Below are 20,037 nucleotides of genomic sequence, written 5' to 3'. Positions count from 1 at the left end.
TTTATTGATCTATCCTGCCGGATTGGCGCGCCTTCATGGTGCGCTGTCGGCCATCACTCAGCTGGAGAACCGCGTCATGGCGCGTATTGCAGGCGTCAACCTGCCAGCCCAGAAGCACGTCTGGGTCGGGTTGCAAAGCATTTACGGCATCGGCCGTACCCGTTCGAAGAAGGTCTGCGACTCCGCAGGCGTTACTTCGACCACCAAGATCCGCGATCTGTCCGAGCCGGAAATCGAGCGCCTCCGCGCCGAAGTCGGCAAGTTCATCGTGGAAGGCGATCTGCGCCGTGAAATCGGTATCGCAATCAAGCGTCTGATGGATCTGGGCTGCTATCGCGGTCTGCGTCACCGTCGCGGTCTTCCGCTGCGTGGCCAGCGTACCCGTACCAACGCCCGCACCCGCAAGGGTCCGCGCAAGGCGATCAGGAAGTAAGGGACAAAAATGGCTAAGCCCGCTGCTAAGACCAAGAAGAAGATCAAGCGCGTCATCACTGATGGCGTCGCCCACGTCCACGCTTCTTTCAACAACACCATCGTGACCATCACCGACCGTCAGGGTAATGCCCTGTCGTGGGCGACCTCCGGTGGCGCCGGCTTCCGCGGTTCGCGCAAGTCGACCCCGTTCGCTGCCCAGGTCGCCGCCGAAAAGGCCGGCCGTGCTGCGCTCGACTACGGCGTGAAGTCGCTGGAAGTCCGCATCAAGGGCCCGGGTCCGGGTCGTGAGTCCGCCGTTCGTTCGCTGAACAACGTCGGTTACAAGATCACCAACATCATCGACGTGACGCCAATCCCGCACAACGGGTGCCGTCCGCCGAAGAAGCGTCGCGTCTAAGGGAGCGATAAGAAATGGCTCGTTATATCGGTCCTACCTGTAAGCTCGCCCGTCGCGAAGGCGCCGACCTCTCCCTCAAGAGCCCGGCGCGCGCGCTGGACTCCAAGTGCAAGCTGGAGCAGAAGCCCGGCCAGCACGGCGCTACCGCCCGTAAGGGCAAGCTGTCCGACTACGCTACCCAGCTGCGTGAAAAGCAGAAGGTCAAGCGTATCTACGGTCTGCTGGAGCGTCAGTTCCGCAACTACTACAAGAAGGCCTCGACCAAGAAGGGCAACACCGGCGAGAACCTGCTGCAGTTGTTGGAAACCCGTCTGGACAACGTCGTCTATCGCATGGGCTTCGCTGTGACCCGTCCGGCTGCTCGTCAGCTGGTCTCGCACCGCGGTGTCACCGTGAACGGCAAGTCGGTCAACCTGGCTTCGTACCAGATCAAGGCTGGCGACGCAGTTGCGCTGTCCGAAAAGGCTGCCAAGCAGCTGCGCGTTCAGGAAGCCCTGACCGTTTCGGCCACGCACGACATGCGTCCGTCGTGGATTGAAGTGGATTCCGGCAAGTTCGCCGGCGTCTTCAAGGCGGTTCCGGATCGTTCGGACCTGCCTGCAGACATCAATGAAGCGCTGATCGTCGAGCTGTATTCGAAGTAATTCACATTGGAGAGCCCCCGGCGACGGCCGGGGGTTCACTAGGAGAACCCGCAACATGACGGTTACCGCCAACCAGGTTCTGCGTCCTCGTGGCCCGCAGATCGAACGCCTTACCGACACACGCGCCAAGGTCGTTATCGAACCCTTGGAGCGTGGTTATGGGCATACGCTGGGCAATGCCCTGCGTCGCGTCCTGTTGTCGTCCATCCCGGGCTTCGCGATCACGGAAGTCGAAATCGACGGCGTGTTGCATGAGTACACCACGGTCGAAGGTCTGCAGGAAGACGTGCTTGAAGTCCTGCTCAACCTGAAGGATGTGGCCATCCGTATGCATTCCGGCGACAACGCCACCCTGTCCCTGTCCAAGCAGGGTCCGGGCGTCGTCACGGCTGCCGATATCAAGGTTGATCATAACGTGGAGGTCCTCAACGGCGACCACGTGATCTGCAACCTGACCAAGGATACGGCAATCAACATGCGTCTGAAGATCGAGCGTGGTTTCGGCTATCAGCCGGCTGCCGCGCGTCGTCGTCCGGACGAAGAAACCCGTGCCATCGGCCGTCTGGTCCTGGATGCCTCGTTCTCGCCGGTCCGCCGTGTCGCCTATGCCGTGGAAGCGGCACGTGTCGAGCAGCGTACCGATCTGGACAAGCTGGTCATCGATATCGAGACCAACGGCACCATCGACGCCGAGGAAGCCGTGCGCACCGCCGCCGACATCCTCAGCGACCAGCTGTCGGTGTTCGGTGACTTCACCCACCGCGACCGCGGTGCGGCCAAGCCGGCCAACAACGGCGTGGATCCGGTGCTGCTGCGCCCGATCGACGACCTGGAACTGACCGTGCGTTCGGCCAACTGCCTCAAGGCGGAAAGCATCTATTACATCGGCGATCTGATCCAGAAGACCGAAGTGGAGCTGCTGAAGACCCCGAACCTGGGCAAGAAGTCGCTCACCGAGATCAAGGAAGTGCTGGCCCAGCGTGGCCTGTCGCTTGGCATGAAGCTGGAGAACTGGCCGCCGGCCGGCGTCGCCAGCCACGGCATGCTGGGCTGATAAGCCCCCTGCAGTACTGCAAAGGCCTCACCGGTAACGGTGGGGCCTTCGCACCGTAGAGCCGAGCTTGCGCGATTGCAGCCCCTGCAGTCGATCAAGCTCGGCTCTACAACAACCGACGGACGATCAGTCCGCGGACAGGCCGACCAGGAGGGGCGGCCAGGACCATCCGCAGTCCGAATACAGCGCCAGGATGGCGACAACGATCCCCAAAGTCTCAATCTTGCAAAGGAATCATCACCATGCGTCATCAGAAATCCGGTCGTAAGTTCAGCCGTACCAGCGCTCACCGCGAAGCAATGTTCAAGAACATGGCCGCGTCGCTGTTCAAGCACGAGCTGATCAAGACCACCCTGCCGAAGGCCAAGGAACTGCGCCGCGTTGCCGAGCCGCTGATCACCCTGGCCAAGGTCGACTCCGTCGCCAACCGTCGCCTGGCGTTCGCCCGCCTGCGTGACAACGAAGCGGTCGGCAACCTGTTCACCATCCTGGGCCCGCGTTACGCGTCGCGTCCGGGTGGTTACCTGCGTCTGCTGAAGTGCGGCTTCCGCGCTGGCGACAATGCACCGATGGCCTACGTCGAGCTGGTCGACCGTCCGGCCGCTGTTGCCGAGGAAGTGGCCGAGTAATCGGACCGTTCCCTGCAGCACCGTCAGAAGCCCGGCCTTGTGCCGGGCTTCTGCGTTACAGCACCCGTGCGTAGGGCATCGCGCCCGCCGTCGCATGGGTTACGCTTTGCATCTGCCTGCACTGAGTCCTGCTGATGAACCCGTTCCGTTGGCCGTTCCGCGCCCAGTTCCTGCTGGGGTTCCTGATCTGCGCGGGGCTGCTTGGCTTCGCGATCTACCTGCAGTTGAAGATGGGCCTCGAGCCATGCCCGCTGTGCATTTTCCAGCGACTGGCGTTTGCCGCGCTGGGCCTTGTGTTCCTGATCGGTGCGCTGCACGGTCCCTCCAATCGACCGGGGCGCATCACCTACGGCGTGTTGGCCTTCATCGCGGCGGCCGTGGGCGTGGGCATCGCCGCGCGCCACGTGTATGTGCAGATGATTCCGCCGGAGTTCGGATCGACCTGCGGCCCGCCACTCAGCTTCCTCAGTGAAACCATGGGCCCGTTCGAGGTGTTCCGCACCGTGCTGACCGGTACCGGCAACTGCGGCGACATCGACTGGGCCTTCCTGGGCCTGAGCATGCCGATGTGGTCGCTGGTGTGGTTCGTGTTGCTGGCGGGCTGGGCGTTGTGGGTGTCCGTGCGCCGTATTCGCTGATGTTGAACGTTGTACTTGATGCGCCGGGCATGGCTCGGCGCGCCCCCGAAGGTCCTGGAGTCCGCCATGTCGTCCGTTGATTCATTGTCGCCCGCTGACTGGTCGCCGGAGAGCTGGCGGGCAAAGCCTGCCCTCCAGTTGCCGACCTATCCGGATCCGGTTGCCTTGGACGCGGCGTTGCACGAGTTGAAGCGGCTGCCGCCGTTGGTCACCTCGTGGGAAATCCTGTCACTGAAGCAGCAGTTGGCGGATGCGCAGGAAGGTAAGCGTTTCCTGCTGCAGGGCGGCGATTGCGCAGAGAACTTCAGCGACTGTGAGTCCGGGATGATCTCCAACCGGCTCAAGGTGCTGCTGCAGATGAGCCTGGTGCTGGTGCATGGCATGCGCAAGCCGGTGATCCGCGTCGGACGCTTCGCCGGGCAGTACGCGAAGCCGCGTTCGGCAGACACCGAGACACGCGATGGGGTCACGCTGCCCAGCTACCGCGGCGATGTGATCAATGCGCCGGCCTTCACCGAAGCGGCACGCCTGCCGGATCCCAAGCGGATGCTGCAGGCACACGCGCATTCGGCGATGACGATGAACTTCGTTCGGGCGCTGATCGACGGGGGATTCGCCGATCTGCATCACCCGGAGTACTGGAACCTCGAGTGGGTGCGGCATTCCCCGCTGGCGGTGGAGTACCAGAAGATGGTGACGTCCATAGAGGATGCCATCGGCTTCATGGAGACCATCTCCGGCGCGCGCGTGCACAACCTCAAGCGGGTGGATTTCTATACGTCGCACGAGGCGTTGCTGCTGCCGTATGAGCAGGGACTGACACGCCAGGTGCCGCGTCAGCAGGGCTGGCTGAACCTGAGCACGCACTATCCGTGGATCGGCATGCGCACCGCTGCACTCGATGGCGCGCACGTGGAGTATCTGCGCGGCGTACGCAATCCGATCGCGATCAAGGTGGGGCCGTCGGTGCAGCCGGACCAGCTGCTGCGCTTGATCGATGTGCTGAATCCAGACGACGAACCCGGCCGGCTGAGCTTCATCCATCGCATGGGCGCGGCGCACATCGCCGACAAGCTGCCGCCGCTGCTGGATGCGGTGAAGCGCGACGGTCGCCGGGTGCTGTGGGTGTGCGATGCGATGCATGGCAATACGGAGAGCACGGGCAACGGCTACAAGACGCGCCGCTTCGACAACATACGCGGTGAAGTCGAGTTGTCGTTCGATCTGCACGCGGCCGCGGGTACGCGCCTGGGTGGCGTGCACCTGGAGATGACCGGCGAAGACGTGACCGAATGCACCGGTGGCGCGCGTGAGCTCACCGAGCGCGATCTGGAACGTGCCTACCGCTCCAGCGTGGATCCGCGACTCAACTACGAACAGTCGCTGGAAATCGCCATGGCGATCGTGCGCAAGCAGAACGGCTGATCCGATCGCTGCTGAGGGGGTTGGATCCCGCGCGCACAGCGAGCGGGATCTGACCCCTTTTTTACGAACGCCTGACATGACGCTCATGGCTTCTGCGACACGCTGGTTCTTTCGCGTGGTCGTGGAGGTGCAGCAGTGTCGAGGTGGGAACAAGCGCAGGCGTACGTGGTGCCGTTGGGCATCGCGCTGGCAGTGGGGGCGCTCGGCGCCTGGGTGATCCTCGCGCTGTATCGGCGACTGGAAGGTCGCGACCGGCGGCGCGCGCGCATCGGGCGCATGCTCGGCCCGCCGCTTGCACTGGCGTTCCCGCTGCTCCTGCTGGTGCCTGCGCTGCAGGCAACGCCACTGCACGACCGCTGGTTGGACCAGGCGCAGCGGCTGGTGCACATCGGGTTGACCGCCTGCTTCATCTGGCTGCTGGTACGGGCCGTCGCCGCCGGCGAGAAGGCGATCCTGCGCAACCATCCCATCGAAGTGGCCGACAATCTGGAAGCGCGCCGCGTGCAGACCCAGACCCGTGTCCTCAGCCGCGTGCTGATGGGCGCGATCATCGTATTGGGGATATCGCTGGTGCTGCTGCAGTTCGACATGGTGGCCAAGATCGGCTCCGCCCTGCTGGCCTCGGCCGGCCTGATCGGCCTGGTGGCCGGTATCGCCGCCAAGCCCGTGTTCGGCAACCTGATCGCCGGCCTGCAGATCGCCGTGACACAGCCGATCCGGCTGGATGACGTGGTGATCGTGGAAGGCGAGTGGGGGCGTATTGAAGAGATCGGCAGCAGCTACGTCGTGGTGCGCATCTGGGACGAACGGCGGATGGTCGTGCCGCTGACGTGGTTCATCGAAAACCCGTTCCAGAACTGGACCCGGCGCAGTGCGGACCTGTTGGGCACCGCCTTCCTGTGGCTGGATTACCGTGCGCCGATTCCCGCCATCCGCGCCGAGCTGGAGCGCATCTGCAAGGACGCACCGCTGTGGGACGGCCGTGTCTGCGTGACCCAGGTCACCGAGACCACCGAACACACGCTGCAGGTCCGCCTGCTGGTCAGTGCACGCAACTCGGGCGATGCGTTCGACCTGCGTTGCCTGGTGCGCGAGCGGATGCTGGACTTCCTCGCGCGTGAACATCCACAGGCGTTGCCGCGCCTGCGTGCGCAGCTGGAGGAAAGTGCCGATACGCCAAAGCGGCGCGTCGCGCCGGCACCGGAGCAGGAGGTGCGCTCACCCGGTGCCGAGGATGGCGAACCGGCCGTCCAGCCCACGGCAGGGTAGCGCCGCGTCATGCGCGACGGCCCTGCCTGACGCCTCGCAGCTACTCCCGCCTGGGGTGACGCGGTCGTTACAGGGGGGGCGGTCGCCGCGCCATGGTGCGCTGCTCATAGGCATAGGCCAGCTCGATCAGGCGCGGCTCGGCCCAGGCCGTGCCCACGAACAGCAGTCCCACGGGCAAGCCATCGACGTGGCCCATCGGTACGCTCAGGCTGGGATAGCCGGCCACCGCGGCGGCGCTGTAGTTGCCCCCCGGGAACGCATCGCCGCCAGGGCTGTTGATCGGCCATGCAGTGCCCGTGGTGGGGGCCACCAGGGCGTCCAGCTGATAGGCGCGAAGCAGGGCATCGATGCCTTGTTCGCCGGCCATGCGACGTGCCTGGCTGCGCGCCTGGATGTAGGCAGGGTCGCCCAGCGATCCGGCGTGTGCCGATGCGACCAGCAGCTCCTGGCCGAACAGCGGCAGTTCCTGCGCGGTATGTTTTTCGTTGAAGGCGACCAACTGCGGCAGCGTGCGCCACGGGGCCTTCCACTGCCGGAGGTAGCGCTCCATGCCCGCCTTGAACTCATGCCGCAGCACGATCTGTTCGGCATCCGACCAGCCACTCTCGTCCGGCGCTGGCACCGTCACGACAGTGGCCCCGGCGCGCCGCAGGGTCTCGATGGCGTGCTGCATCAACGCGCCGATGCCGGGACGTTGGGACAGCGGATTGTCCATCACCCCGATGCGCGCGCCGCGCAGCCCGTTGGGATTCAAGCGCGCGGTGTAGTCATAGACCGCGCGGCCTGGCATCGCGGCGGTGGCAGGGTCGGCTGCATCGCGGCCCGCAATGGCCGTCAGTACCGCCGCCGCATCGGAGACCGTGCGGGCGATCGGGCCTGCCGTGTCCTGGCTGAACGAGATCGGGATGATGCCATCGCGACTGACCAGGCCCACGGTCGGTTTCAGGCCGACCACGCCGTTGACGGCAGCGGGGCAGACGATGCTGCCATCTGTCTCGGTGCCGATGGAGACGGTCACCAGGTTGGCCGCGACGGCGACGGCGCTGCCGCTGCTCGAACCACAGGGGCTGTGGCTGAGGCGGTAGGGATTGCGTGTCTGGCCGCCGCGCGCACTCCATCCGGAGGTGGATCCGAGTCCGCGATAGTTCGCCCACTCGCTCAGGTTGCTCTTGCCCAGGATCACCGCGCCGGCAGCGCGCAGGCGCGTCACCAGGAACGCGTCGCCGGGGCGGAAGCCGGCCAGTGCCAGCGAGCCGGCCGTGGTGCTCATCGGCAAGGCGTTGATGTTGTCCTTGAGCAGCACCGGGATGCCGTGCAGCGGACCGCGCAGGTGACCACGGCGGCGCTCCTCGTCGCGCTGTGCGGCCTCCTTCAGGGCATTCGGGTTGAGCTCGATCACCGCACGCAATCGCGGCCCTTCGCGGTCCAGCGCGGCTATGCGCTCCAGATAGGCCCGGGTCAGCGTCCCGCTGTCCAGTTCGCCGGCCGCCATACGGGCCTGCAGGTCGCTTATCTCGGCCTCGGCGTAGGGAAACGGCGCCGCCGCAGGAGGTGCGTCATCGGCCGCACGCACAGGTGACGCACAGCCGACCAGCGCCGTGGCGAGCACGACGGACAGGAAGAGAAGACGCGTTGGTGATAGAGCGTTGCGCATGGTGGGCGGCTTGGGCACCTAACCAGTGTATCGCGACGCCTTCAGGGTTTCCGCTTCAGGATATCGCGCGCCAGCACGTAGACCACCAGCAGGTTCAACACCAGCACGGTCCAGGAGGCCCAGCCTGGATGGCGGGAAATGGCGTAGACATCGAAGGGCAGGTAGATGCCGGCAGACACGCAGCCCAGCCACGAGGCCCAGGCCTTGGCCCGCCACAAACCCCAGGCTTCCACCAGGTGGAGCAGGGCATAGCCCAGCATCGCGGCCGCCGCAAGGTGGACGACATCTGGACTGATCATGTTCAACAGGGAGGGCAGGGTGCCGTGATCCGGGTCCAGGCTGAAACGCCGGATCAGGGCATTGATCCCATCACGCAGTGGCTGCGGACCGAGCATTTCCAGCCCGGTCGCGGCCAACAGTGCAAGCACCGCTTTGCCCGTTTCGAGCAGAGCGATGACATGCAGGCCCGGATGCCGTTGCGGATCCGGGTTGTAAGCAGGATGGCTCACGAGTCGGCTCAGCCGCCGCGCGATGCCTTCTTGCGGTCGCTTTCGGTCAGCCCCTTCTTGCGCAGGCGGATTTCCTTCGGCGTGATTTCAACCAGCTCGTCGTCTTCGATGAAGTCCAGTGCCTGTTCCAGCGAGTACTTGATCGCCGGGGTCAGCTGGATCGCATCGTCCTTGCCCGAAGCGCGCATGTTGGTCAGCGGCTTGGTCTTGATGGCATTGACGGTGAGGTCGTTGTCCTTGGAGTGGATACCGATCAACTGACCTTCATACACGTTGTCGCCTTCAGCAGCGAACAGCTTGCCGCGTTCCTGCAGCGGCCCCAGGGAATACGCCGGGGTGGCACCCGGTGCGTTGGCGATCATGACGCCGTTCTGGCGCTTGGCGATCGAACCCTGTTCCTTCGGACCGTAGTGGTCGAACACGTGGAACAGCAGGCCCGAACCCTGGGTCAGGGTCTTGAACTCGTTCTGGAAGCCGATCAGGCCACGGGCCGGGATCTGGTACTCCAGGCGCACACGGCCCTTGCCGTCCGGTTCCATGTTCTTCAGCTGGCCCTTGCGGGTACCCAGCTTTTCCATGACGCCGCCCTGATGCTGTTCTTCGATGTCCACCACCAGCTGCTCGATCGGCTCCATGGCCTGGCCGTCGATCTGCTTGATGATGACTTCCGGGCGCGACACGGCCAGCTCATAGCCTTCACGACGCATGTTCTCGATCAGCACCGACAGGTGCAGCTCGCCACGGCCGGAGACCAGGAACTTGTCGGCGTCTTCCAGCTGTTCCACCTTCAGGGCCACGTTGTGCACCTGCTCGCGGTCCAGGCGGTCCTTGATCTGGCGGCTGGTCAGGAACTTGCCACCGGACAGGTCCTTGTTGCCGGCGAACGGCGAGTTGTTGACCTGGAAGGTCATCGAGATCGTCGGCTCGTCGACGGTCAGCGCCGGCAGCGCTTCCGGGGTGTCCGGATGGCACAGCGTGTCGGAGATGGTCAGTTCCTGGATGCCGGAGATGGCGACGATGTCACCGGCCTCGGCAGTGTCCTGCTCGATGCGCTCCAGGCCGAGGAAGCCCAGTACCTGCGCTACCTTGCCGTTGCGCTTCTTGCCTTCACGGTCGATCACCGCGACCTGCATGTTCTTCTTCAGGGTGCCGCGCTGGATGCGGCCGATGCCGATCACGCCCACGAAGTTGTTGTAGTCCAGCTGGCTGATGCGCATCTGGAACGGACCGTCCGGATCGACTTCCGGCATCGGCGCGTGCTGCATGATCGCTTCGTACAGCGGGGTCATGTCGCCGTCGCGCACGGTGTCTTCCAGACCGGCGTAGCCGTTCAGGGCCGACGCGTAAACGATCGGGAAGTCCAGCTGCTCATTGGTCGCGCCGAGCTTGTCGAACAGGTCGAACACCTGGTCGATCACCCACTCCGGACGCGAGCCCGGGCGGTCGACCTTGTTGACCACGACGATCGGCTTGAAGCCCATCGCGAAGGCCTTCTGGGTGACGAAGCGGGTCTGCGGCATCGGGCCGTCCATCGCGTCGACGAGGATCAGCACGGTGTCGACCATCGACAGCACGCGCTCCACTTCGCCGCCGAAGTCGGCATGTCCGGGGGTATCGACGATGTTGATCCGGTTCTTGACGCCGGTCTTTTTGTCTTCCCAGGTGATGGCCGTGTTCTTGGCCAGGATGGTGATGCCGCGTTCCTTTTCCTGATCGTTGCTGTCCATCACGCGCTCGGCGAGGACGGTGCGTTCGGACAGGGTGCCGGACTGCTTCAGCAGCTGATCGACCAGGGTGGTCTTACCATGGTCGACGTGCGCGACGATGGCGATGTTGCGAAGATTTTCGATGGACATGCGAAAGGGGGCCAGTCGGCGCCGGATTTGGAAAAAGAAGTCCATCATCATACCTCGAACTGACCGTTTCGCGAAAAACCCGTTTCAGTCTTCCCCAGATGCCCATTCAGCCAAGGCCACCGGCCACCCCAGCACAGGCTCCGCAGCCGTGGCCTTCGCCCTTGCCTTCGCCTTTGCCCTTGCCCTCGCTTCTGCTTTCGCCCTGGCTTTTTCCTCCCCACCGCAGCGGCCATCTGTCTGGCGGGGTGGGAGGGGGCGGTGCGGGGCCGTTAGAGCCGCATGGATGCGGCGACGAGCCTACAGGGAGGTATTCACGGCGTGCCCCGCACCGGCCCCTCCCACCTCGCCCTCCAAGAAGACAGAACCGCTGCAAAACCTTCAACGATCGTCGTACCCGCGAGCGAAACGGGACGGGTGTAAACTTGGGAGCTGGACCTTTCCCACCCGAATTCCAAGGATCTTCATGTCCCTCATCGCTACGTTCGACACCACCCAGGGCCCGATCAAGGTCGAGCTGTTCGCCGACAAGGCACCGCTGACCGTCGCCAACTTCGTGAACCTGGTAAAGCACGGCTTCTACGACGGCCTGGTCTTCCACCGCGTCATCGCCGACTTCATGATCCAGGGCGGCTGCCCGCGCGGCCAGGGCACCGGCGACGCAGGCTACAAGTTCGAAGATGAAAAGAACGGCGTGAAGCACCAGGTGGGTTCGCTGTCCATGGCCAATGCCGGCCCGAACACCAACGGCAGCCAGTTCTTCATCACCCACATCAAGACCGACTGGCTGGACGGCAAGCACACCGTGTTCGGCCAGGTGCTGGAAGGCCAGGCCATCGTGGATTCGGTCAAGCAGGGCGACGTCATCCATTCGATCACCCTGGAAGGCGATACCGATGCCGTGCTGGCCGCCAAGGCCGACCGCGTCGCCGAGTGGAACAAGTCGATTCCCTCGCGCGCCTGATCCCCTTTTGAAACGGCCACCCCTGCGGTGGCCGTTTTCATGATCCCCGCCGCCTGCCAGGCCGCCCGGCCACGCCCGCGGTTCATCTCCAACGCTCGCAAGCTAGAGGAAACCCCCCATGAAAGCACCTGTTCGTGTTGCCGTGACCGGCGCTGCCGGCCAGATCGGCTATGCCCTGCTGTTCCGCATCGCCTCCGGCGAAATGCTCGGCAAGGACCAGCCGGTCATCCTGCAGCTGCTGGAACTGCCCGTTGAAAAGGCCCAGGCCGCGCTGAAGGGCGTGATCATGGAGCTGGAAGACTGCGCGTTCCCGCTGCTGGCTGGCATCGTCGGTACCGATGACGCCGAAGTGGCGTTCAAGGACATCGACGTGGCCCTGCTGGTCGGTGCCCGTCCGCGTGGCCCGGGCATGGAGCGCGCTGACCTGCTGCTGGAAAACGCGAAGATCTTCACCGCACAGGGCGCTGCGCTGAACAAGGTCGCCAAGCGCGACGTGAAGGTGCTGGTGGTCGGCAATCCGGCGAACACCAACGCCTACATCGCGATGAAGTCGGCGCCGGACCTCAACCCGCGCAACTTCACCGCCATGCTGCGCCTGGACCACAACCGTGCCCTGAGCCAGCTGTCGACCAAGATCGGCAAGCCGGTCGGCGGCATGGAAAAGCTGGTGGTATGGGGCAACCACAGCCCGACCATGTACCCGGACTACCGCTTCGCCACTGCCGATGGCGCGTCCATCGGCGAAGCGATCAATGACCAGGACTGGAACGCCAGCACCTTCATCCCGACCGTGGGCAAGCGCGGCGCGGCGATCATCGAAGCGCGTGGCTCGTCCTCGGCCGCGTCGGCAGCCAACGCGGCCATCGACCACGTGCGCGACTGGGTGCTGGGCAGCAACGGCAAGTGGGTCACCATGGGAGTGCCGTCCGACGGCTCCTACGGGATCCCGGAAGGCGTGATCTTCGGCTTCCCGGTGACCACCGAGAACGGCGAATACACCCTGGTCAAGGATCTGCCGATCGACGACTTCAGCAAGAAGTACATCGACAAGACCCTGGCCGAGCTGGAAGAAGAGCGTTCGGCCGTGGCCCACCTGCTGGGCTGAGCCATCGCTGCGTAATGAGAAGACGCCGGGCCTGTCCCGGCGTTTTTTTTTGCGCGTCGTCGGGTGTAGGCGAACGGGTGAGACCCCCTCGCGGCGGGCTCTGACAGCAGGCTGCTTGCTTGGGGCCGGGCGGTGGGGCTGGGACGGGGGACGGCAAGAGCCGCATCCATGCGGGCCTCGTTTCGCGCCATCCATGGCGCTCAACGCCCCCGTCCCAGCCCCACCGCCCGGCCCCCTGACAGGTTCCGTGGCCGCCCGCCGCGTATGAAAAAAGAAGAAAAGCGGTAGCGCCGACCCATGGTCGGCGAGCGCAGCGGGCCGTTGGCGGGAACATTCCGCCGACCATGGGTCGGCGCTACAGATTCAAAGGCCACCATGGACCTGTCGAAGGCGGGGCGGGGTGGGGTGGCGGGGGTGTTGAGCGCCATGGATGGCGCGAAACAAGGCACGCATGGATGCAGCTTTTGCCGTCCCCCGCCATCCCACCCCGCCCCGCCAACAAGCAGCCCTGCAGCCCTGCAGCCGTTGCCTTTGTCTTTGCCGTTGCTGTTGCTGTTGCCTCTGCGGGTGCCGGGCGCAGCCCGGCAAACTCACCCCCTACGACCAAGGTCGGGGCGTTCGCGCCGCTGCTGGCGCACTATGCTCGATCCCATGACTTCGTCTGGGAGGGCTGTGTCATGGACTACGAAGAAACCTACCGCCGTTCGATCGACGAACCGGAGGAATTCTGGGGCGAGGAAGCCAATCGCATCTATTGGCACAAGAAACCGCAACAGGTGCTCGACTACAGCAACCCCCCATTCCGGCGCTGGTATGTCGGCGGTGAAACCAACCTCTGCTACAACGCCGTCGATCGCCATCTCGACGAGCGCGGCGAGCAGCTCGCGTTGGTGGCGGTGTCCACCGAAACCGGGGTGACCCGCGAGATCACCTACCGGCAGCTCTATCGCGAGGTCAACGACTTCGCTGCCGTGCTGAAGCATCTCGGCGTGGGCCACGGTGACCGTGTGGTGATCTACATGCCCAACATGGCCGAAGCCGTATTCGCCATGCTCGCGTGCGCCCGCATCGGGGCGGTGCACTCGGTGGTGTTCGGTGGCTTCGCCGCCCATAACCTGGCGCTGCGCATCGACGACGCCGCACCCAAGCTGCTGATCGCCGCCGATGCCGGTATGCGCGGTGGCAAGGTGATTCCGTATAAAGCGCTGGTCGATGCCGCCTGCGCGGAGGCACACAATCCACCGCCGCACGTACTGATCGTATCGCGGGGTCTGGACCCGGCAGAGCCGCGCATACCAGGCCGCGACGTCGACTACGCCAGCCTGCGCGCCGAGCACGGTGGGACAGAGGTGCCCGTGCAGTGGCTGGAATCCAGCGAGCCGAGCTATCTGCTGTATACCTCCGGTACCACCGGCAAGCCCAAGGGCGTGCAGCGGGACGTGGGCGGCTATGCGGTCGCCATGGCGCAGTCGATGCAGACCGTGTTCGATTGCCAGCCCGGCCAGGTGATGTTCTCCACCTCCGATGTCGGCTGGGCGGTGGGGCATTCCTACAACGTGTACGGGCCGCTCATCGGAGGCTGCACGTCGCTGTTGTACGAAGGCCTGCCGACCCGTCCGGATCCGGGCATCTGGTGGGCGCTCTGCGAGCAGTACAACGTGCGCACGCTGTTCTCCTCGCCGACGGCCATCCGCGTGCTGAAGAAGCACGATGTCGATTTCATCCGTCGCCATGACCTGCAGGCGCTCAAGTACATCTTCCTCGCCGGCGAGCCGCTGGACGAGCCCACCGCGCACTGGGCCAACGATGCGCTGGGCAAGCCGATCATCGACAACTACTGGCAGACCGAAACCGGTTGGCCGGCCTTGACCCTGCTGCCGGGGCTGGACATGAAGCCGGTGCGGTTCGGCTCGCCCGGTTTCCCCAACCTGGGCTACCGGATGAAGGTCATCGATGAAAACACCGGGGCCGAAGTAGCGGCGGGGCAGAAGGGCGTGCTGGTGATGTCGCCGCCGTTGCCACCGGGGTGCATGACCACGGTATGGAACGACGACGCCCGATTCCTGCAAAGCTATTTCAGCCACTTCAAGGAACTGCTGTACAGCTCGTTGGATTGGGCGATCCGCGACGAGGACGGCTACACCTTCATCCTCGGCCGCACCGACGATGTGATCAACGTGGCCGGGCACCGGTTGGGCACGCGCGAGATCGAAGAGGCCATCTCCGGTCACCCGCGCGTGGCCGAAGCGGCGGTCATCGGCGTCAAGGATGAGCTCAAGGGACAGGTGCCGCTGGTGTTCGTCACCCTGAAGCAAGGACTGGCAGGCGAGGACCCGGCGCAGGTCATCAGTGAAATGATGGCCGCGGTGACGGCGTCGCTCGGCGCCATCGCACGGCCCGCGCACATCCACTTGGTCAATGCATTGCCGAAGACACGATCCGGCAAACTGCTGCGACGCTCGCTGCAGGCCTTGGCAGAGGAACGTGACCCGGGCGATCTGTCCACCTTGGACGACCCTGCCGCGCTGGATGAGATCAGGCGCGTGCTGCGCACCTGATGCGCCGGAGACCGGTCATTCGTGGCCGGTCCCGTGCACGGTGTAAATCGTGCTGGCACGACATGCGGTATTGTTGAATCGACATGAGCCAGTTCCGACATGGAAAAGCGGCGCGCGTGAGCTAAAGTGGGCGCACCCAGCGGCACAGGTTGATCCGTGAAGACCCTTTCCTCTTGCGAAGTGGTTACGACAATGCCGGTGGACGACGCGACGCCCGGTTGGGACGCCATCAACGGTGCGCTCGGCTCCCTTTACGCTGACCAACAGGCGCGGCACTTTGGTGCCGCATTGGCATGGACATTGGGCGGGAAGGACCCGCTTGATGGGATCAGTGTCTATTGGAGCGAGGCCGGGCGACCGCATTGGCATTACATCAGCTACGGGCTGTCGGAGTTGTTCGACAAGCAGAGTGAGGATCCGGACGTCAGTGGCTTCGGCTTCGAGTTGACCTTCCGGCTCGCCGCGCCTGCCGGTGCCGGCCCGGCCGATCCGCCGCCCACGTGGCCGATGAACCTGCTGCAGAATCTTGCCCGCTATGTGTTCCAGACCGGCAACACCTTCGAGGCGGGCCATCATCTTGATGCGCACGGACCGATCGCCGCAGATCGGGCCACCCTGCTGCACCATGTTGCCTTCATCGAAGACCCGCAGTTGCCTGCCCGCGACACGGTCAATGGTCGCCTGGCGTTCCTGCAGGTGGTGGGGCTGACGGCGGACGAGGTCGAGGCCATGCGGCGCTGGAACAGCGAGGCGATGCTGCACGCCATGGCAGCGGCCATGCCGCTGTGGATCACCGACATCGCGCGTTCTTCATTGCTGGATGATCCGGCGCTGTCGGCCGTGGCCGCGCAGGGGAGCGAGCAGCACGGGTCCAGCACCGGCCTGCTGCTGCTGGAGACGCTGGACTGGCGCGTCGACGGCGATACGACGACGCTGGTGCTCGGTGTCGGCCAAGTGGCCAGTGTGCGCGAGTTGCTGGGACTGCGCCTGGGGCATGGCAGGCCACTGGTGCTGGCCAGCGGCGCACGCCAGTGGGAGTTCCTGGCCGGCGCGCAGGAAGCGCTGGAGCCCGGCGATGACAGTGCGCGCTGCACGCTGGATGCGGCGGGCCTGCGCGCGCTGCTGGCGTGCCTGGAGCAGCCCTGCGGACGCTATCCCGTTCCGGGTACCCAGGTGGTGCTGGAGATCGTGCCGACGCTGTTGCGCGACGCGCAGGGCCGGGTCGTCCGCGAAATCGGGTGATCGGCCGGACCCGCTGTCGCGGGCCCGGCGCGGTGCCTTACGCCAGGCCTTCGGCCTTCAGCGCGGACTGCACGCCGCTGTCGGCTTCCATGCGGGTGGTGTACGCCGCCAGGTTGTCCAGGCCGGACAGATCCACCTTCAGGCCGGCAGCCCAGCGCAGGGTGATGTAGAAGTAGGGGTCAGCGTAGCTGCGGAAGCCGGCCAGCCAGGGCTTGTCGGCCAACTGTCGGTCGGCCTGTTCGAACAGGCTGCGCAGGCGCTTGTGCGCGGCATCGGCCAGCGCGCCTTTCTGCCCTTCGTCGGCGATGAAGGCGGCGGGCGCGAACAGCGGCTTGAACGCCGGATGCAGATCCGAGTTGACGAATGCCAGCCAGCGTGTGGCTTCCGCGCGCTGGCGCGGGCTCCCATCGCCCGCCAGACCCGCCTGCGGATGCGTATCGGCGATGTATCCCAGGATGGCCGCATTCTGGGTCAGCACGAAATCACCATCGACCAGCGCGGGCACGGAGCCGGCGGGATTGATCTTCAGGAACTCCGCGCCCTTCAGGGTTTCCCGCGTCAGCAGCTCGACCTCGAACGGCTGGCCGGTCCAGCGCAGCGCGATGTGGTCAGCGGTGGAACAGGCGCCTGGCTTGCTGTACAGCTTCATGGAAGGTCTCCGCACGGGGGTGATGGCTCTGGGGCCGTCACTATCGCGGAGCCCGGCGCGCGGAGCAATGGCGCGCGGGGGCAACAGTCTGTTACGACGAGCGCGGCTTCAGACTCTGCACCTTATAGAAGGTGTGGTCGCCGATCGTTGCTACCTGGTAGGCGTTGCGCCAGCTCGGGCTGGCGATGGACAGCGCCGCGAAATGGCTCGCACCGGGCACGATTTCCTTGCGCTGGTTCAGCGGCAGGGCCCAGTTGCGTTCAGCATCGAAGGCGACCGTCATGGCTTCCCGCCATGCCGCGTCGTTGGCCAACTGCGTGCCGGGCGCGACGATGGTCGGGGCGAACTGCTTGCGCGCGGTCACCACCTGGCACATCGAATCACCCCACAGCCCGCTGTCACGGCGCCGTAGGGCAACCTCGGCAACGGCCTGCTGTCCGCGAACGGTCTGGTCGCGTGCTTCCAGGTACACCGTCGTGCTCAGGCACAACGAATCGGCGGCCGGCTGCGGCAACAACTGCGACAGCCAGAGAATCCAGGCCAGTTTCATATCACTCCTTGCTCCGTGTGGGCCGCACCTGCCATGTCCGCCGGCATGGGGGCCGGGGGAGGGGCGAAGGCGCGACTTGGCGTCATGGGGAGGCAACCATCGGGGTCGCCCCGTGGGCAGCCCCGAGCGAGAAGATCGATGAATCGATCCGGGGGGCCGCACCTGCTCACCGGAACTGGGTGGTGAGCGGGAAAGTTGGCGCAAGGTAAGGGGGTATTTCCCAACGCGTCCTGAACCGCGCCGGTTGACATTCAGGTTCGGGGCAGTGCCGGAATAGCTTCACGGATGCCCCTATTCAGTTTTTCTATAGTGCCGCTGCGACGCGACTGCCCTGATCTATCGCACGCTTGGCATCCAGCTCCGCCGCCACATCCGCACCGCCGATGACGTGTGTGCGGATGCCCGCGGCCGTCAACGAATCCAGCAGTGTGCGGTTCGATTCCTGGCCAGCACAGATGACCACATGGTCGACGTCCAGCCGCTGTTCCACGCCCTCGAAGCGGATGTTCAATCCTGCATCGTCGACGCCCAGATATTCGACGCCGCCCAGCATCGTCACGCCCTTGGCCTTCAGCGTGGCGCGATGGATCCAGCCGGTGGTCTTGCCCAGCCGCGCACCCGGTCGGCCTGGGCTGCGCTGCAGCAGCCACAGCTTGCGCGGCGACGGTTCGGGATGCGGGCGGGACAGCGCACCACGGGATTCGTACGTCGCATCCACCCCCCATTCGGTCATCCAGCGCTTGACGTCCAGCGCCGGCGACGGGCCGGCATGGCTGAGGAACTCGCCCACATCGAAGCCGATGCCACCGGCGCCGATGATCGCCGCGCGCGGGCCCACCGTGACGCGGCCGAGCACCACGTCCAGATAGTCCACCACCTTGGCGTGGTCGGCCCCCGGGAAGTCGACCCGGCGCGGGGTGATGCCGGTGGCCAGCACGATCTCGTCGAAGCCGGCCAGTTGGTCGGCATCGGCCCGGGTGCCCAGCCGCACCTCGACGCCGGTTTCGTCCAGCCGGTTGCGGAAGTAGCGCAGGGTCTCGTGGAACTCTTCCTTGCCCGGGATGCGCTTGGCGACGTTGAACTGGCCGCCGATCTCGTCGCCCGCATCGAACAGCGTGACACGGTGGCCGCGCTCGGCCGCCACCGTGGCGCAGGCCAGGCCGGCGGGGCCGGCACCGACCACGGCCACCTTTTTCGGGCTCGTGGTGGGGCGATAGACCAGTTCGGTTTCATGCGCGGCGCGAGGGTTCACCAGGCAGCTGGCCAGCTTGTTCTCGAAGACATGGTCCAGGCACGCCTGGTTGCAGGCGATGCAGGTGTTGATGCGATCCGGACGTCCGGCGCGGGCCTTGTTCGCCCACTGCGGATCGGCCAACAGCGGCCGCGCCAGCGACACCAGGTCGGCCCCACCGCCGGCGAGGATGCGCTCGGCCACGTCGGGCATGTTGATGCGGTTGCTGGCGACCACCGGAACGCCTACGTGCGGCTTCAGCTTGGCGGTCACCCCGGCAAACGCGCCGCGCGGTACCGATGTCGCGATGGTGGGGATGCGCGCCTCATGCCAGCCGATGCCCGAATTGATGATCGTCGCGCCCGCCGCCTCGATGGCTTTTGCCTGCAGGACGATCTCCTCCCAGTCGCTGCCGTCGGTCACCAGATCAACCAACGACAAACGATAGATGATGATGAAGTCGGGCCCACAGGCTTCGCGGATGCGGCGCACGATTTCCACCGCGAAGCGCATGCGCTGGCGGGCGTCGCCGCCCCATTTATCGGTACGCGCATTGGTGCGCGGGGCGATGAATTCGTTGATGAGGTAGCCCTCCGACCCCATCACTTCCACGCCGTCATAACCGGCCTCACGTGCCAGCCGTGCGCTGTTCGCGTAGTCGCCGATATGGCGCTCCACGCCACGCGCAGACAGGGCACGCGGGATGAACGGATTGATCGGTGCCTTGAGCTTCGACGGTGCAACCGAGAGCGGGTGATAGGCATAGCGACCCGCATGCAACAACTGCAGGCAGATCTTCGCACCATGCTGGTGGGCGGCCGCCGTGAGCTGGCGATGCGGGCGCACTTCCCATGGCCAGGACAGTTTGCCGCCGAACGGCTTCAACCAACCGACCACGTTCGGCGCAAAGCCGCCGGTGACGATCAGGCCCACACCGCCTTCGGCCCGTTCGGCGAAATAGGCGGCCAGGCGCGGGAAATCGCGCGCACGGTCTTCGAGCCCGGTATGCATGGATCCCATCAAGACCCGGTTGCGCAGCTGGGTGAAGCCCAGGTCGAGCGGGGTGAACAGGTGGGGATAGGCGCTGTCGCTGGCTGGCGTCATCGTGGATACGCTTGCGTACGGAAGCAGTCAGCGTGCCGGGAAACGCCGCAGGTAGCAAGATGCGACGCCGCATCGCCTGCGCGGAGGAGGGGTGCCCCCGCGACGCCGCATCACGTGCGGGTGGGTG

At 65.3% G+C, this 20,037-nt stretch carries 18 protein-coding genes; 12 read left to right on the top strand and 6 right to left on the bottom strand.

Going from position 1 to position 20,037, the window contains the following annotated elements:
* Positions 1-76: 76 nt before the first annotated feature.
* From rpsM to ICJ04_RS14705, 8 genes are all read left to right on the top strand, one after another.
* Complete coding sequence (gene rpsM / locus ICJ04_RS14740) at positions 77-433, top strand: 30S ribosomal protein S13 (protein WP_188324940.1); 357 nt, start codon at positions 77-79, stop codon at positions 431-433.
* 9 nt (positions 434-442) lie between these two features.
* On the top strand, positions 443-832 hold the full coding sequence (gene rpsK, locus ICJ04_RS14735) for a 30S ribosomal protein S11 (RefSeq protein ID WP_042614211.1): 390 nt from the start codon (positions 443-445) through the stop codon (positions 830-832).
* A gap of 14 nt (positions 833-846) precedes the next feature.
* Positions 847-1,476 (top strand): 30S ribosomal protein S4, encoded by a 630-nt coding sequence (gene rpsD, locus ICJ04_RS14730; RefSeq protein ID WP_042614210.1) that lies wholly within the window; start codon positions 847-849, stop codon positions 1,474-1,476.
* Between the two features lie 55 nt (positions 1,477-1,531).
* Entirely contained in the window at positions 1,532-2,530 is a 999-nt protein-coding gene (gene rpoA, locus ICJ04_RS14725; protein ID WP_188324939.1) for a DNA-directed RNA polymerase subunit alpha, read from the top strand.
* Between the two features lie 242 nt (positions 2,531-2,772).
* Entirely contained in the window at positions 2,773-3,159 is a 387-nt protein-coding gene (gene rplQ, locus ICJ04_RS14720; RefSeq protein ID WP_042614208.1) for a 50S ribosomal protein L17, read from the top strand.
* A 134-nt stretch (positions 3,160-3,293) separates the two neighbouring features.
* Positions 3,294-3,797, top strand: a complete 504-nt coding sequence (locus ICJ04_RS14715) for a disulfide bond formation protein B (protein ID WP_188324938.1) — start codon at positions 3,294-3,296, stop codon at positions 3,795-3,797.
* Between the two features lie 66 nt (positions 3,798-3,863).
* On the top strand, positions 3,864-5,222 hold the full coding sequence (locus ICJ04_RS14710; protein WP_188324937.1) for a 3-deoxy-7-phosphoheptulonate synthase class II: 1,359 nt from the start codon (positions 3,864-3,866) through the stop codon (positions 5,220-5,222).
* A gap of 135 nt (positions 5,223-5,357) precedes the next feature.
* Positions 5,358-6,491, top strand: a complete 1,134-nt coding sequence (locus ICJ04_RS14705; protein ID WP_188324936.1) for a mechanosensitive ion channel family protein — start codon at positions 5,358-5,360, stop codon at positions 6,489-6,491.
* 67 nt (positions 6,492-6,558) lie between these two features.
* Here ICJ04_RS14705 and ICJ04_RS14700 read toward each other — a convergent pair whose 3' ends face one another.
* From ICJ04_RS14700 to typA, 3 genes are read right to left on the bottom strand one after another with little or no spacing between them, the layout of a single operon-like run.
* Positions 6,559-8,145: an amidase gene (locus ICJ04_RS14700; protein WP_188324935.1), complete on the bottom strand. Its 1,587-nt coding sequence runs from the start codon at positions 8,143-8,145 to the stop codon at positions 6,559-6,561.
* Positions 8,146-8,186: 41 nt separating this feature from the next.
* Positions 8,187-8,654 (bottom strand): DUF2127 domain-containing protein, encoded by a 468-nt coding sequence (locus ICJ04_RS14695; protein ID WP_188324934.1) that lies wholly within the window; start codon positions 8,652-8,654, stop codon positions 8,187-8,189.
* An 8-nt stretch (positions 8,655-8,662) separates the two neighbouring features.
* Positions 8,663-10,510 carry a translational GTPase TypA gene (gene typA, locus ICJ04_RS14690; protein WP_188324933.1) on the bottom strand — a complete coding sequence of 616 codons (1,848 nt, stop codon included), beginning with the start codon at positions 10,508-10,510 and terminating at the stop codon, positions 8,663-8,665.
* Positions 10,511-10,973: 463 nt separating this feature from the next.
* On the opposite strand from typA, the gene ICJ04_RS14685 reads away from it, so the two are divergent.
* The 4 genes from ICJ04_RS14685 to ICJ04_RS14670 all read left to right on the top strand — a co-directional run bounded on the left by ICJ04_RS14685 (position 10,974) and on the right by ICJ04_RS14670 (position 16,376).
* A complete protein-coding gene (locus ICJ04_RS14685) occupies positions 10,974-11,471 on the top strand; it encodes a peptidylprolyl isomerase (protein WP_057687625.1) in 498 nt (165 codons plus the stop codon).
* 118 nt (positions 11,472-11,589) lie between these two features.
* The gene (locus ICJ04_RS14680; protein ID WP_188324932.1) at positions 11,590-12,576 is read left to right on the top strand and encodes a malate dehydrogenase; all 987 of its coding nucleotides are present in this window, start codon (positions 11,590-11,592) and stop codon (positions 12,574-12,576) included.
* A 677-nt stretch (positions 12,577-13,253) separates the two neighbouring features.
* Positions 13,254-15,134 (top strand): propionate--CoA ligase, encoded by a 1,881-nt coding sequence (gene prpE / locus ICJ04_RS14675; protein WP_188324931.1) that lies wholly within the window; start codon positions 13,254-13,256, stop codon positions 15,132-15,134.
* Positions 15,135-15,290: 156 nt separating this feature from the next.
* Complete coding sequence (locus ICJ04_RS14670; protein ID WP_223202910.1) at positions 15,291-16,376, top strand: suppressor of fused domain protein; 1,086 nt, start codon at positions 15,291-15,293, stop codon at positions 16,374-16,376.
* Between the two features lie 37 nt (positions 16,377-16,413).
* On the opposite strand, the gene ICJ04_RS14665 is transcribed toward ICJ04_RS14670, so the two are convergent.
* The 3 genes from ICJ04_RS14665 to ICJ04_RS14655 form a co-directional block, all read right to left on the bottom strand.
* The gene (locus ICJ04_RS14665) at positions 16,414-17,025 is read right to left on the bottom strand and encodes a glutathione S-transferase N-terminal domain-containing protein (protein WP_188324930.1); all 612 of its coding nucleotides are present in this window, start codon (positions 17,023-17,025) and stop codon (positions 16,414-16,416) included.
* 91 nt (positions 17,026-17,116) lie between these two features.
* The gene (locus tag ICJ04_RS14660) at positions 17,117-17,575 is read right to left on the bottom strand and encodes a cell wall hydrolase (protein ID WP_188324929.1); all 459 of its coding nucleotides are present in this window, start codon (positions 17,573-17,575) and stop codon (positions 17,117-17,119) included.
* A gap of 304 nt (positions 17,576-17,879) precedes the next feature.
* Positions 17,880-19,910 (bottom strand): NADPH-dependent 2,4-dienoyl-CoA reductase, encoded by a 2,031-nt coding sequence (locus ICJ04_RS14655; RefSeq protein ID WP_188324928.1) that lies wholly within the window; start codon positions 19,908-19,910, stop codon positions 17,880-17,882.
* Positions 19,911-20,037 lie beyond the last annotated feature (127 nt).

This window comes from Stenotrophomonas sp. 169 (assembly GCF_014621775.1).
Classification (GTDB): domain Bacteria; phylum Pseudomonadota; class Gammaproteobacteria; order Xanthomonadales; family Xanthomonadaceae; genus Stenotrophomonas.
The sequence above is the reverse complement of the archived record's forward strand: the minus strand, read 5'-3'. Positions and strand labels throughout refer to the sequence as shown.